Genomic DNA, 14694 nt, shown 5'->3' with positions numbered 1-14694 from the left:
GGTCGGTCATTTTTCGGGCGTGGCACTCCCCACGAGTGGCCCACCGAGCGCGTTGAGCCGCCGGTACCGCTTGTGCCACTCTTCGGCCGTGAGCAGGTCGGAGGCCCCGGTGAGTCCGATCTGGAGCCCCGTCATGACTTCGACCCAGAGCCTGACCCTTTCGACCTCATCGGGCACCGGCTCCACTGTGGCCCAGCACCGCGCACGCCGGTCCCAGCTCCCGGTCAGAATCCACTTACCGTCCTGGCTGTACACCACCTCACTCACTCCCTCGCCGTGGAACAGTGGGGGCGAGATCGGTTTGCCGATTTCCGCGTCCCAGGCCCGCGCGGTGCGGTCGTAGCTCGCGGTGAGCACGCGCGAGCCATCGGGACTGGCCGTCACCCCCCACACCTGGGCCGAGTGCAGCAGCGCGGTCTCGCGGACCGACCGGCCGGGGACGTCCCACATCTGCACCATGTTAAAGTTCGTGCCCGAGAGCACCAGTCGCCCGTTCGGGCTGAACCGAGACAGTTGCACGCCGACGGGGTTATGGAGCACGTGCTCCTCGCGCGCGGTCACCGCGTCCCAAACGCCGCGGGCGCGGGAACTCTGAGTCAGGAGCCGGGTTCCGGCCGGGCTGAAGCTCACCGCACGGATCTTGTCGGTTCCGCCCCGGATCGTGTGGGCGATCGGGGGTCCGACCGCCTCCCCGGTGTCCGAGCGCCAGAGGAGCACCTGACCGGGCTCGTTGATCGTCGCCACGACCGAGCGGTCGGGGCTGAATGCCACGCGCACGACCCGCAGCATGGTCGTCTCGTCGTCGTTGTGCGCTGCATCGGGACCGACCCCGCCCGGGACGACGAACGGCGCCCCCGCCTGTTTGGTGAGCAGATTTTTCACCCGGTAAGTCAGATCGGGGAGCCGCACGAGGGCGGTGGCCCCGTCGTCGGCCACTCCGACGATCGCTTCCCCGGCCGCCGGAACGACCGGGCGCGCGGTCGCCGCGTCCCAGACGAACTGGTTAAAGTGCTGGTCCTGGGCGATCACTCGTTCGCCACCGGAACTGATCCGAACCTGGGTGAGCGGGTGGGCGCTCTCTTTTTTCTGGGGCGGGGTGAACTGGTGCTTCCATTTATCGGGCGCGTCGGTGTTCCAGAGGTACGCCGACCCGTTACGGCACCCGGTCGCCAGGCTCTTGTCGCCCGGCCCGAACGCTACCGACAGCACCGCGTCGGTGTGAACGAACTCGCGCTGCGCTTTCTGCGTGAGCGGCCGCCGCCAGAGCCGCATGGTGCCGTCGCGGTTGAACGTGAACACGCTCCGGTCCTTGCGGAACCCCGCCCCGACCACGAGTCCCTGTGGCGACAGTCGCTCGCTCGTCACGGGGTTCGAGAGGTCGTGAGAGGGCTCCGGCCCGTGTGAGAACTCGGCGTCATCCGTCGGAGCGCGCGAGGACTCCGGGAAGTGCAAAAGCTCGACGTCACCGGACGAGCGGGACATGAACATCGTGCCCGGCTCCTCGGGGTCGAAGGCGGTCCAGTTGGCCGGCTCGTGGTCCTTCTGACTGTTGGTGAGAATTTTTTTCTCGTGCCGGTCGTAGATCGCGACCGCGAACCCGCCGACCGCGAGGTACCGCCCGCCGGGGTCGGGGCTGACGCCGACGGACGTCACCGGATTTTTCATCGTGTGCGACCAGACGAGCTCCCGCGTGGACAGGTTCAAGAACCGCGCGACCCCGGCCGCACGCCGCTCGGCCCCGACGCGGGCCACGGCCGCCACGTCCGACATCAGTGGGTGGTTCGGGCGCCGGGAGCAGCCGGTCAGCAGCATCCCGCCGTCGGGAGTGAACGCTAGATCGTGGACCGGCCCTTCGTGCTTGTACGGTTGCCCCAGCGTCTCCCCCGTTGTCACGCTCCAGAGCCGGGCCTCACCGTGAGCCATTCCGAGCGCGAGCGCCTGTCGATCGGGCCTGATAGCGGCGATCAGGATCTCGCCCTGGGCCGGCACACCGGGGGCGGTTGCTGTTTCAAACACGTGCCCCACCGGAGCCCCCGTGGTGCCGTTCCAGAGCCGGGCAACGTGCGACCCGTAGGTGAGCACCACCCACTCGTTCCCGGCCCGCATGACCTCGCCCCATACCGCGTTCCGCTCCCCCGGTTTGATGAGCGGCCCGAGTGGGTGGCCCGTGTCCGCATCGAACAGTTGGGCCGTTCCCGGGGCGACGGCGATCAGAACCGCCTGTCCGTCGGGGCTGGCCGCGATGCCCGGACCGGGGAACTGTCGCGCCCCGTCCAGGCACATCAGGTACCAGGCCCACGCGGACAGGTTGGTGCGAATGACCCGGCGCAGGGCTTCAGCCTCCGACGGACACTTGTCGAGGCTTTGGGCGATGCTGAGCATACCGATCCGGGGTCGGCCGCGCTCGCACAGCTCTATACCGCGGTCCAGAAGTAGGGCTGCGGATCGCTCCTGTACCCGTCGCTCCTCGCGCTTGGCGTTCTCCTCCTCGCGCTTGGCGTTCTCCTTCTCGCGCTCGGCGTTCTCTTTTTCCGCCTGGGCTCGGGTCGCGTTCTTGTTTGCCAGCGATGCCTTCCCGTCGGCGTAGAACGCCAGGGCGCACGCCGACAGCGTGAGGGCCACTAACACGGCCGTTACGAGTTGTCGGCGGCGCTGGTGGCGCGTGAGCATGTCGCGCATCGCCCGCGCGAACTCCTGCTGCACGGGCACGAGCCGCGGGTTACTGGTGCCGATCCACGCGAGATAGTTCCGGGCCACGTCGGTACCGGGCAGCGCGTACCGGCTCCGCGCCGGGGTGCCCGCGAAGCCCACCTCCCATTTCTCCGCGGCCGTGCGGAACTCCTCGCGCATCGCCCGGCCCTGCGGGTCTTCGGCCAGCCACCCGCGGAGCCGGTCCCAGTTGTGAATCAGCGCCTCGTGCGACAGGTCGACGAGCGATTTCGACATGTCCTCCGGGTCGGTGCGGATCGTCAGCAGCCGTTCGCCGACGAGGTAATCGATCACCGCCCGCGCCGCTTCCGGGGCGCCGGTTTCCGCCTGGAGCCCCTCGCGCGAGAGCGGCTGGCGCGTCCCCTGCGCGCTGACGAGTGCGGTGACGATCTGCTCCACGAGGTGGCGCCCCCCGGCCCCGAACTCGGTCGCGGTGGCGCTCGCCTGGAACACCGCCTCCGCGTGCTGCGCGATCGCCCGGCCCATCCCGCCGATCTCGTCGAATTCCGCGTGCGTGAATTCGGTCACACCCTTCTCGACCGCCTTCAGCCACAACCGCTCGAGCGCGAACTGCAACAGCGGGAGCGGTGCCCCGCCCTTGTTGCGATCGAGCAACGGGTCGGCGAGGATGCGATCGAGCAGCCCGACCGCGTGCGCCGGGTTGCCGTCGGCGAGCGGCCCTTGAAACGTGTACCCGCAGTGCTCGGCCGGACCCGCAACGATGCCGCGCAGGTCGTCCGCGCCGGGCGGCCGGAGCACCCAGGGCCGCTGAATGCGCCGGCCGAGTTCCGGCGCGGACGCGGACTGCCCCAGGAACTCGCTCCGCATTCCGATGACGAGCCGGAACCGGTCGCGCTGCTGATCGACGGCCTGGGCGAGCACCTCGCTCATCAGCCGCACTTCGTTAACATCGCGCGCGAGCGTGAACACTTCCTCGAACTGGTCGAACACCACGATCAGCGGCTGTGCGTCCGCCCGCAGCGCGGCCCGCAGCGCGGCCGGCGTGGGTTCCCCGGTGGCCCCAGTGAGCGCGGCCAGGAGCGCTTGCGCGGGGCGGTACCCCGGGCGGAGCGAGACGATGCGCCACTTGTCCGATCCGGCCAGTCCGTCGCGCCGGATCGCGTGAACCAGCCCCGCTTGCAGCAGCGACGTTTTGCCGCTGCCGGAATCACCGACCACCCCGAGGACCGGCTCGGTGCGCAAAATCTGAAGCAGCTCCGCGACTTCGGCTTTGCGGCCGAAGAACAGGTCAGCGTCCTGTTCACCGAAACTCGAAAGGCCGCGGTACGGGCTGACGAACTGGAACGCGGCCCGCTGCTGCGTGCCGCCGAGCGCGCCAGGTCTGGCCCACAGTTCGAGGAACGCCCAGCACCAGTCGGCTTCCGGGCGCTCCGCGGTGAGCGCTTCCTCGGGCGGTTTGCCCGCCGCGAGTTGGCGGTAGAACCCGACGGCCGCGTCCGTGCTGTGCTCGGCGTCGAGCGGGAACGTGGACGCGACCACCGCCGCCATGTTCCCGCTGCGCGGATTGAGCAACTGCTGCGCGACCCCGCCGAAGCCCCCGCGCCCGGCCGTCTGACCGGCCTTACACACTTGCAGGAACGCCAGTGGCGTTTGGCCCGCGCCGCACCACTCGCCGAGTTCGCTCGCGGTCGTTTCGGCCGGTGCGCCGGCGTCCGTGCAAAGCAGCACCCCGGCCCCGTGTCCGTGGGCGAGCAGGTGGAACACATCGAACTCGCCCGCGAGTGCCTGGCGGAGAGCGCCGCGAGTGGTCTTCGTGTACGGGGTGAACACAGCGGGATCAGCGGTTTCCGGATTCGGGGCGATTGCGGCAAGCGGCTTCGGGCCGCTCGGCCCGCAAACGACGAGGTCGATTTCCTTGTGAACCGCCGCTGCGAACTTTTGCAACCGGAGGGGCGAATCGAACGGCGGAACGTCGGTGCTCCTCGGCTCCGCGACCGCGATTACGACCCGGAGCCGCCCGCGGAGCTTTAGCGGGCGGGGCGAGCACCGGCGCAGAATGCGAACGAACTCGACCGAGTGTTTTTTCCCGCGAAACAGGAACCAGTCGTCGTGCGGCTCGCAGAGCAGACCGTAAGGGAGGTCGCGAACGGCTTCGGTTGTGGCGTCGATGAGCAGGCGGATCGGCTGGCCCTTGCGGTCGGCCCGGGTGAGCACCTCGGCCCACTTCTTCGCGTTCTCCGGTTGACCGAGCAGCGCCGCGAACAGATCCTTCCCGAGCTGTCGGGCCGCGTCCGGCGGGAGGTCGGCCCCCTGCGCGAGGTACGGCACCCACTCGGCGATGCTCGGCGGCAACTCCGTGAGCACGTCGCCCTCGGTGTCGCCGAGGTCTTCGGTAAAAAGTTCGGCGCGGAACTGTTCACCGTACTGCGAAACCGCGAGCCGGACGTGGTAGGGCGTGGGCATAAGTGGCCGGGTTCCGGGGACGGGAGTCGGTGCCCCGGTCGCGCGGCGCTCCGCGCGAAGGGCACGTCACTTCAGCAAATCGGTCCGCAGTTTCACGGCCGGGTCGCCGAGGATAACGTAATTCTGCGCGTCGTTGCGCTCGACCCAGGTTGCGGCGATTTCTTGAGGAGAGAGTTTCGGTTCCTTACTTGATTCGTCCAGTGCGCTCGCCAGGGCCGTCGAAAGTACCGCGTAGCGCTCGCTGAAGTTCTTCGTCGCGTGCCCGACCGGTTGTCCGGACATGACGCGGGCGAGAAAATCGCGAAACTGCCCGATCTGTGTTCCGGCCCCGGTCGGGCGGATCGAGTACCCCCACGCGCGCTCAACGTGCCCGAGCACGGCGAGTGCCGCGCCGTTGGGGTGCGATAGTAACCGTTGCGGGAGCGCGGCGACGAACGGCGCCGAGGCGATGTCCACCGGCCCGCGCCCGCGGTCGGTGAGAAACGCATCGGTCGCGGGCGTGCCGGCGCCGTAGCACGCGAACAGGAACGCGACGATTCCGCCCACGTTCGCACCGTCTTCGATCTCGGCCGCGGTCAGGTAATGAGCCGGCGTCACCTGCCCGAACCCGGCCCAATCTTGCGCGAGCAGCGCGCCCTGTGCCGGGCGCTGGCGCGGGTCGTCCTTCGGCCACCCCATCCCGTGCGACGCGGTGAACAGCACCGCGGGCGGCGCGGTCCCGGTCGTCGGGTGTAGCGTTTCGAGCAGTTTCGCCTTCGTCGCGTCCGCGGCGCGGAAGCACGTCGAGCGGAACCCTTTCTCGGTGGCGACCGACGCCTCCGCGGGCTGGTCGCCCGCGGCCGGGACGCCCTCCATCAGCGGCCGGATGAGCGAATCGGCGCTCATTTGCGTGGAGCGGTCCGCAGCGTGGCGCGGACCCCAGTAAGTGACTTCCTTCGCGTTCTTGACGCTCGAAGCCGTTTCATACGCGGCGACGCTTTCTGCGTACCGGCGGTACTGCTCCGGGGCGTCGAAACAGAGGCGCCCGACCGCGTACTCGACGTCGAGCAGGTACTGGAAGTCGAACGGGATCTCGGTCGGCCCGCCGACGAGCGTGACGTAGTACGGAACCTTCGTCGGTGTGACCGTGCCCGGCGCCACACCGTACCGCGCGAGCCACTTCTTCATCGTTTCGCCGGGCCGGTACTCGAGCACCTTACACCGGTCGGGCGGAACCACCGACTTGCGGCGATCGATGAGCGGTTGAACCGCGGCTCTGAGTTCCGGTGGGGCGCCAGCGGGGAGCACGAGCGCCCATCCGGCGCGCGCCGGGTTGACCGGGTCGACGTCCATCGGGAGGCCGAGTTTCGGCCGCTTGAAGACGCTCGCGATGGCTCTGAGCCACGTCGTGAGGGTACTTTCCGCGGGGCGCCCGCTCGCGATGTTGACGGCCTGGGCCGGCGTGATCGGTGGTACGAGGTACTCACCCGTCGCACCGTTGATGCCGTTGAGGACGATGTCGTCTTCGTTCACGAAAAGTGTCTTCCAGTCTGGCGCTCGTGGAACGAACGCGCTTCACGGATGGTACATTGACCGCAGCTACCCCATCGGCCGAGCGCGCGTGACCAGCCATACCGAGAAACTCAAATGTTGATGCTCTGCGGCACACCCGATGGCAGCATAAACGGGTACGGCCGGCGGTGCCGGTTTCTTTCCGTGATGGTGGCCTCGATCTCGTCCATCTTCGCCGCGAATCGCGCCGCTAGTTCGTTAATGCGCGGTTCGCCGAAGTACCCCGGTTCGTAGTGCCCCAGCCGCGTGTAGTGCGCCGTTCCGAGCATGAAGCCGGTGTTCATCTGGAGCGCGGCCTGGTCCCGCGGTGGCAGCATCGCCATGTAGTCGGCTTCTGTGGCGCCGGTCTTGCTCGTGGGCGCCGGGGCGTAACCCGCGAGCGGCATCGCGGGGGCGTAACTCATGATGTCGTATTGCGGGAAGTTCACCGCCGCGTGCTGCGCGCTCGCGGTGAAAATCACAAGGGCGGTCACGTCGACCAGTTCCGCGAAGGTGCGGGCCGGTTCGATCCCGTTGATGCGCCCGCCGGTCTTCGCGGACGCCTCCGTGAGCCACGCCGCGACTTCCACGTCCGCCGCGACTTCGGCATCGGACCGGTAGAAGCACCGCAGGTACGTCGCGACCCACTCGCGAACGGCCTCCCAGTGCAAGAGGGCGTCATCGCGGTAGGAGTAGCTCGGCAAGGTGGCCGTGTTATCGACCCCGCGGCGCCGAAACGACGCCGGCGGCAGCAAATCCATGAAGGCGTGGCCCTGCACCCCCCACGCGCTGAGTTCCAGCGCCGCGGAGATCTTCGCGCCGAGGAGCCGGTCCACGACGCCATCGGGCGAAATCAGTTTGAGACGCGCGAGGTGATTGATCGCGAGTGTGCCACCGAAGTGCGGTTGGAGCAGCACATTGAGCGGGTGGTTCGGACCGAACTGCCGGTGCGCCGCGACCACGAACGGCTCGACCGTCAGGTGCGTGCGCCCGAGGTGCGTGATCGCCTCGTGGTAGTTGCCGTCGGCGATTTCCACGATCGTCTTGGCGATCCGCCAGTTGTAGCCGTCGTCCGGCGTGAAGATCGGGTTCTCCGGTCCCGGCCGCTGCTTGCACTGGATCGCGACCGGGACCAGTTTTCGCGTGTCCTTGTTCACCGCGAACAGCGCGAGCGGGGCGTAGAGGTACTTCGGCAGCCCGCACGGGCTTACACCGGTCTCGACCCCGTCAAGTCTCTGGTAGTCCACCAGAAACAGTCGCCCTTCCGCCCCGGCCGCCGCGAGGGTGTCGCCGGGCAGTGCGACCTGAAAATGCGCGTCCGTGACCGGGAATCGATCGTCCGGCTTGTCGACCCGGTGAATCATCACCGGGTTCGGCCCGGCGAGCCGCAATTCCGCGAACGTGCTGTCGAATTCAAAGTCCTTCGCGATCGGCGGCAGCCCGATGACGTGGAAGAGAGCGTTGTAGTCGTCGATCGTTTGCAACCGACGGGCATCCGCCGCCGCCCCGATCACGGCACCCACCGCGGCGCCGACGGCGCGAACGGCCGTCGACCCGGCGAGCACCATGTCGGCGATCGGGACGTCCATCGCGCGCAGGCGCCGGCGCAGCGCGGAATCCGCGTCCGCCTGGTTCGCCACGTTCGTCATGATCTTGCCGAGAACGAGCGTGGTGAAATCGATGGGGAACCGGTCGCGGCTGGGCACCTCCCCGACGAACGCGAGCGGCGAAACGTATTCGTGGTTGTACGTGTACTCGCCCCGCTTCGCGGCGCGCCCGGCGGCACGGGTTTCCGGGTCCGGATCGAACGCGGGCAGAAATGCGCTCATCGGGTGAACCACCTGGGCATCGGGTCGGGCGCCGGGCAATTCGGGTCCGAACCGGTACCGAGCGGTTCGCGCCACCGATCCTGCTCTCAGCTATTTTCGCGTCGATGCTAATGCCTGAGTTCGCCGGGTTCAAGTGAATAGCGGCCGCGATCGGATAGCCGGATAGCCCGTATTAGGAGGCGACTCGAGAGTTCGCCATTTCACGGAGAAGTGCGGACCCGTCACACCAAGTTTTCAAGTTGGGCGATTTGTGAGTAGCAAGGCGCATGAGTTTTCCGGTCAATGGTGGTTACCGCGCCGCCACGATCGGAATCCCCAAGCGCCCCAAGTCCCCAGCCGATCCGACCCACGAGGGCCGATGTTGAGCGCGGCCGAGATCGAGCTGAGCCTGTTGTGAACCTTGAGGAGAAGCGCGGGGCGAAGGCCATCACCATTGCGTCCGCGAACACCAACGGAACGATGTCCTTCGCTTACAAGCTGCGAATTTCGGATGCGCGGGTGGCACGAGGTGGCGCGGGCCAATGTCTCCAAATGCGCCCCGATACCTCGGATCAAATTCCCGATCGACTGTGAGCACGAGTGGGAGTACCGCGGACCGCATTACCAGTGGGCGTCCACTCAGGTACCCAAGACGGGGCTCGTGAAAGTGCCGGCCGGTACGTTCAAGGCCGTGAACACGGAGGACACCCCGAACGGCTTCAAGGTCCGCGAGGAGCACTGGTACGCGAGCGGCGTCGGGCTGGTTCAGATCGGCGAGAACTGGCCGAGCCGGACGCTCAAGTCGTTCACCCCGGGCGACGGCAAAAAGCCGCAGGTCGCACTCCCACAGTAGCCGGCGCGCAGGACTATTGAACGTGTGGAAATTGGCTGTATAACTCCACCCGCGATCAATCATTTCACGTCCTTCCGATATTCATCGAGAATTGCTTGTAATATTTTGTACACTAATCTATAATTTGGCGAGCGAGGGGCACTCGTCGTGAGTTGCGGTAGTCCGCTCATCGTAAGGCGCTCACGACGCGACAGAAAACTGTGAGATCGGTTACAAACCGCGGCAAAAACCGGATGTGTGTTAGCTCGAAACCGCGGGAATTTGGATGCTTTTTAGCAGTTGTTAGCATCCCGTTCCGCGGGCGACCGGGCGAAAGACGTCTAAAGCCTTGAGGCACCGACGGTTAACCGTCTACCGGCCGCGATCGAATACTCCCGAAGGGCCAAAACGTTAGCATTTGTTAGCTCGGCTTGGAGGTACTTGGCTGTCGTCCACATGAATGAGAATCCCGGTCGCGTTCTTGAGACGTGTGTGCGGATCGCGTACTATCTGGTGGAGTTTTCCCGCCGACACGGAACCCCGCGTATGTCACGCCTAGCCCTGTCCGTTGTGGTCGCGTTGGGGTTCGCACCCATCGCGTTCGCTGCCAGCACCGCGGGCACGATCCAGGTACCGGCGGACGACGCGAAGACGACCATCGCAGAGGGGTACCGCTTCAAAGAAGCTTATAGAGGTGAATACCAACTCGCGGACCGCTACGAGTTGCGTCACAGCGACGTGGTTGTTCGCGACCTCACGTTCCCCTCACCGGTAACGACCGACATCCGGGAGAACAACACCGTCCACGCGGAATACTTCGCCCCGAACCGGTCGGGGAAGTTCCCCGCGGTCGTCGTGCTCGACATCATGCAGGGGAACCAGCGCATCGCACGCGGCGAAGCGATGTGGTTGGCTCAAAACGGCGTCGCGGCTCTCGTTGTGGTGCTGCCGCACTACAACCAACGGCGCGCCCCCGACAGCAAAGTGCGGCTCGTGTCCACGGACATCCCGCGCACGCTGGCCGGCATCCGGCAGGGCGTGCTCGATTGCCGGTGCGCGATCGCGTGGCTGGCCTCGCGGCCAGAAGTCGATGCCGACAACCTCGGCATGGTCGGCACGAGCCTGGGGAGCTTCCTCACGGCCATCACTTCCGCCAACGAACCGCGGATCAAGAACGTGTGCATGGTTCTCGGCGGTGGCGGATTGGTCGATGCCTACTACGAGCACCCGAAGGCCAAGGAGATCAAGAAGACACTCGATGCGGTCGGTGCGAAGGGACTTATCAAGCGCATCATTGCTCCGGTCGATCCCATTACCTACTCGCCCCAACTGAAGGGGAAGAACCTGCTGATGATCGCGGCGCGGGAAGACGAGGTTGTCCCGCCCCAAGCCGCGACCGCGTTGTGGGAAGCGACCGGCAAACAGCGAATCGTGTGGCTCGACGCGGGCCACATCACGGCCGGGTTCTACACCATGTCCGTCCTGCGCGAGATCCGCGACCACGTTCGCCCCAAGTAGTTTCGGGTGAACCCCTTTCAACACCGTGGCCTTATAGAATGACCGGGCCACGCGATCATTCGTCGATTTGCAAAAATGACGGGTGAATCCCCGCGAATGTAACCGTACAGTAGTGCCCGGTTCGGGGCTTTCGTTCTTCACTCGGAACGGGTGCGGCTATGACACTGTTCGCGGAACACTGGAACTCGGAAGCATTTGCGATGTCGCTGTTGGCCGCGGCCGTGTTCGGGCTGCTCGGCATCGCGCTCCTGGCACTGGGCTTCAAAGTGTTCGAGTGGATCACGCCCAAACTCGACGTCGAACAAGAACTTGCGAAGGGCAACATCGCGGTCGGCATTTTGGTCGGCGCGGTGGTTCTCGGAACCAGCCTGATCGTTGTTCGGGCTATTGGCGGTTAAACACCATGCGGATGTCGCGCACAATTACCCTCAAACTGCTGGGCGGGCTGACGCTCTCCGGGTGCTGCTTGGCGTCGCTCGGCTGCGGCCAGCACGCGCAGGAGCAACGCGAAGTCTCGGCCGAGCAAGAAGATCCGGCGGACGTCAAGTGGTACGACGAGCAGGGTAAAGAGATCCCCGAGAAGTGGAAGACCGACGAGCACGGGAATCGCGTGCTCGACGCGGAGGGGCGCCCGATCCCGGAACCAAGCGTTCCCTATGACCGGCACCACCGCCCGTGGGTGTGGTCGAACGGCGCGTGGATTCCGCTGATACTCATGAGCCGTGCCGTGCCACACGCGCCGTACAGCGCGCCGATGCGCAGCCACAATTCCAGTTCGAGTTCGTGGCTCAGCGGTGGGTCCGGCTACCGCACCACGACCACCACAACCACGTACCGCGCCGGGACCGGAACCGGATCGCGCTCGGTTACGCCGTCGGCACCGGCCGGTTCATCGATCAGCCGCGGCGGGTTCGGCAGCACGGGTTCATCGTCTTCGAGTAGCAGTAGTTCCTGACATGAAACAACTTACGATCGTGGTAAAGCCGTTCCGGGCCGAAGCCGTGCTGCGGGCCATTGCCGACCTCGGCGTGACCGCGTGCTCGGTGCGCGAGGCCAAGGGTTACGGTCGGCAAAAGGGGTACCTCGACCGCTACCGCGGCTCCGAGTACAGCACGGCGTACCTGCCGAAAGTGGAAATCACCGTTTGGGCCACCGACGAACAGGCAGACGCGCTGAACGAAACCGTCCCGAAGGTCGCCCGCACCGGGCGCATCGGCGACGGCAAAGTGTTCGTGGTGCCGCTCGCGTGGTCCGAACCGCTCGTATTTTGAATAGGCCGGTAGCAGAGCGATTGAACCGGCTCACTTCACAGACAGGATCTCCAACTGGACCGCAGGCACTCGGCCCTCGCGCCGCGCCCAGGAGAGGATCTTCGCTTCAACGGTGGCGCTACGACCCAAGTGCTTCGGGTCCACAACTCCCGATTTCGCAGTTGCTGGAATCGCGTACTTTTCGGCCGTATCGGACGTCACCACCACGACGTAGATCGACCAGAACTTGAACACAACGGCCGGTTCGGTTTCGACCGCACCGACCACGTGCTTGCCTTCGAGGAACGGTGTCGGGGCATCGGCTCGGGCCGTACCGGTGAGCAGAACCAGGCACGCGACGAGAGCGGCGCAAGAACTGGTGAGCGCTGTTTGGAGGAATCGCATCGGACCTCACGGGGCTAGAACGGACAGGCATTGTCCGTCAATAGAGACGCCCCTGAAGTGTGCATAGATTGGCGCGTCGGTAGTTTCGCGTGTGCTCGTTACATTCCGCGCCCGATGTCGGGCACGAAGCAGCGGGAACACGCAACTTAGGGAATTGTCAGGTTTTAATTTTGGTGTCAGAGTGATTTCAGCTCAACGCGCGTCATCGATGCGGAACGGCCGATCGACGCCCCGTTGGTTGTCGTTGGTGTGGGCCGACCAAGCGGCCGGCGGCGCCCCGGCGCGGGTCATCGCGCTCAACTCGTTCTCCGCGGTGACCCGCGCCGGGCGTATGTCGGAACTCCAGCCGGCGCACCAAGGACCGCGGTGGCCGGATCGAACGCCTCGTAGGACGCCCCGGGTGCGTGCGTGTTCGGGTTGTTGCACACCACGCCGCATTACGTAGCGATTGTTCGCAACTCGTCGTCCGTTCCCTTTGTCATTCCGCGAAGTGCTGAAACCAGCCTTTAGCGAGGCGTGCTTTCCCGAATAGCTGTGGCGTTCACCCGGTCGTAGATGGACCTTTCTTGGTGGGTTGTTTCGCCATGCGCCGGTGTGTCAGTGATCCGCCCACAGATTCGGGCAACCGTCTCTGCAATGCTACCCACGTCAATCGCGATTGGTTCCAGCTTACCCGACTGGCCATCGGGTGAGCGCCAAATTCAGACTTGATTCAGGGAGACGTGCAATGGCAAAGAAGCAAAAGAATGTGGTGCGAACTTTCGGCGTTGTGGTTCGCTTTGTGTCTCGTGTGGCCGGGAAGGATTCGCAGCAGTACGGCGTGCAGGTTCGTGTGACCGGTGGTCGCTGGATCGGTAGTGCGGCGCGGAAGTTCGGTCGGATGCTGCGGTCGCGGCTTCTCGCAAAGGGGGCCGTGCTCGCGCTGGCCGCGGCCCTGATCGGGATCGCTTCCTGACTGTTGCGCAGCGGGTGCGTCCGGCGATATCCCCGCCTTTGTGGGCGGGTTCACCGGGGGCATTACGCCAGTCGCGTGTCGTCGTTGCGGAGCGGGCCGAAGTCAAAAATGTCGTCGAGCGGGTTGCGCTTCGGTTTGGGCTTCTTGCCCGGCTTCGGCGCGGGGAGCGGGGCGTAGCGCCCCAGGATGAGTTCGATCACCCAGCACCCGCGGAAGTGCTGCGGGGGTTCCTTCACCCCGAGTTCGGTTCCGCGACAGTGGCGCAGAATTGCTTCTTCGTCGCAGTCGGCGTCGAGCAGCGCGTCCGCGAGGATCACCATTCGCTCGAACGCCCGTTCTTCAAAGATACCCTGCGCGAGCTGCGTGACGTTGTCGGTGCGCCAGGATTGCTCGAATCGCGGTGGCGTAAACGCATTGCCGACGATTTCGCGCAGCACGCGGGCGAGCTGCTTCGCCGCAGCGCGCTCGCGCTTCATTTCGGCCTCGAACTCGTTGTCCTGGCTGCGCTGCTTCCCCTCGTCGATCTTCCGCACGATTTCAAGGGCTTCCGCTTCCGCGAGCCGCTTGTTTTTGACCCCCGCGGTGCGGTCCGCGTGCTCGTCGCCTTCGTGCTTCAGCCGCAGCGCGTTGTTCGCCGCGCCGTTGGCCCGCGTGCGGCTGTTCGCGGCCTGCTCCACGAGTCCCCGGATCTCTTCGAGCATTTGCTCGTTTGCTTCGCGGAACAGCACGCGGACCGCGGACGCCGCTTCACCCACGGCCTCGCCGATCCACTCGATCGCGTTGGCCGCGTGTCGGCTCGCGGCCTGGAACAGCGGGAACGAAGGTGCGATCTGGTTGGGGCGCGCGAGAACCGGGTCCGCGACGGTCGCCGCGTCCGGGTCGGCGGACCGCACGATCTCGCGCTGGGCCGCTTCCGCCGCACTCACGGCTTCCGGCAGGGCCGCATCAATCTTCTTGAGCCACTCGGTGCGGGTTTTGGCGCTCAGCGGTTCGAGCGCGAGTTCGGCGAAGTCGATGGCCTGCCGGAGCGGGCCGTCGGGGAGCACGTCCCACAGCCGGCGCGCGTAAGCCGCCGACGCGAGCAGCCACTGGCGCGGCGAGAGCCGGTCGGCGACGAATTCCAACATCTCGTCGCCGTCAGCGCCGGTTTGCCAACTGGTTTCGTTCATCGAGAAAAGACCTTGGCGGCTCGCGTGGGATGTTAACCTACTCGCGACCGAGTACCAAATCCACCACTCAGTTCCCGCGACTGTATGTAAACTC

The 14694-nt window shown here is 66.0% G+C and carries 11 protein-coding genes; 6 read left to right on the top strand and 5 right to left on the bottom strand.

Annotation, left to right across the window (positions count from 1 at the left end):
* Positions 1 to 6 precede the first annotated feature (6 nt).
* The 3 genes from VT84_RS27940 to VT84_RS27930 form a co-directional block, all read right to left on the bottom strand.
* Complete coding sequence (locus VT84_RS27940) at positions 7 to 5133, bottom strand: CHAT domain-containing protein (RefSeq protein WP_082841806.1); 5127 nt, start codon at positions 5131 to 5133, stop codon at positions 7 to 9.
* A gap of 66 nt (positions 5134 to 5199) precedes the next feature.
* Complete coding sequence (locus VT84_RS27935) at positions 5200 to 6645, bottom strand: C25 family cysteine peptidase (RefSeq protein ID WP_052555974.1); 1446 nt, start codon at positions 6643 to 6645, stop codon at positions 5200 to 5202.
* 110 nt (positions 6646 to 6755) lie between these two features.
* Positions 6756 to 8567, bottom strand: coding sequence for a lipoxygenase family protein (locus VT84_RS27930; protein WP_052555973.1), 1812 nt, complete (start codon positions 8565 to 8567; stop codon positions 6756 to 6758).
* A 415-nt stretch (positions 8568 to 8982) separates the two neighbouring features.
* On the opposite strand from VT84_RS27930, the gene VT84_RS27925 reads away from it, so the two are divergent.
* From VT84_RS27925 to VT84_RS27905, 5 genes are all read left to right on the top strand, one after another.
* A complete protein-coding gene (locus tag VT84_RS27925) occupies positions 8983 to 9324 on the top strand; it encodes a hypothetical protein (protein ID WP_052555971.1) in 342 nt (113 codons plus the stop codon).
* A 525-nt stretch (positions 9325 to 9849) separates the two neighbouring features.
* Positions 9850 to 10821 carry an alpha/beta hydrolase family protein gene (locus VT84_RS27920; protein ID WP_162271869.1) on the top strand — a complete coding sequence of 324 codons (972 nt, stop codon included), beginning with the start codon at positions 9850 to 9852 and terminating at the stop codon, positions 10819 to 10821.
* A gap of 158 nt (positions 10822 to 10979) precedes the next feature.
* Positions 10980 to 11219, top strand: a complete 240-nt coding sequence (locus VT84_RS27915; RefSeq protein WP_052555967.1) for a DUF350 domain-containing protein — start codon at positions 10980 to 10982, stop codon at positions 11217 to 11219.
* Between the two features lie 5 nt (positions 11220 to 11224).
* Positions 11225 to 11776 carry a hypothetical protein gene (locus VT84_RS27910; RefSeq protein WP_052555965.1) on the top strand — a complete coding sequence of 184 codons (552 nt, stop codon included), beginning with the start codon at positions 11225 to 11227 and terminating at the stop codon, positions 11774 to 11776.
* Position 11777: 1 nt separating this feature from the next.
* Positions 11778 to 12092, top strand: coding sequence for a P-II family nitrogen regulator (locus VT84_RS27905; RefSeq protein WP_052555963.1), 315 nt, complete (start codon positions 11778 to 11780; stop codon positions 12090 to 12092).
* A gap of 30 nt (positions 12093 to 12122) precedes the next feature.
* Here VT84_RS27905 and VT84_RS27900 read toward each other — a convergent pair whose 3' ends face one another.
* Positions 12123 to 12476: a hypothetical protein gene (locus VT84_RS27900; RefSeq protein ID WP_082841804.1), complete on the bottom strand. Its 354-nt coding sequence runs from the start codon at positions 12474 to 12476 to the stop codon at positions 12123 to 12125.
* A 727-nt stretch (positions 12477 to 13203) separates the two neighbouring features.
* Here VT84_RS27900 and VT84_RS27895 point away from each other — a divergent pair.
* The gene (locus tag VT84_RS27895) at positions 13204 to 13431 is read left to right on the top strand and encodes a hypothetical protein (protein WP_082841803.1); all 228 of its coding nucleotides are present in this window, start codon (positions 13204 to 13206) and stop codon (positions 13429 to 13431) included.
* 62 nt (positions 13432 to 13493) lie between these two features.
* Here VT84_RS27895 and VT84_RS40295 read toward each other — a convergent pair whose 3' ends face one another.
* Positions 13494 to 14600 (bottom strand): hypothetical protein, encoded by a 1107-nt coding sequence (locus VT84_RS40295; RefSeq protein ID WP_204249655.1) that lies wholly within the window; start codon positions 14598 to 14600, stop codon positions 13494 to 13496.
* Positions 14601 to 14694 lie beyond the last annotated feature (94 nt).

This window comes from Gemmata sp. SH-PL17 (assembly GCF_001610855.1).
In the GTDB taxonomy this organism is placed as follows: Bacteria; Planctomycetota; Planctomycetia; order Gemmatales; family Gemmataceae; genus Gemmata; species Gemmata massiliana.
The sequence above is the reverse complement of the archived record's forward strand: the minus strand, read 5'-3'. Positions and strand labels throughout refer to the sequence as shown.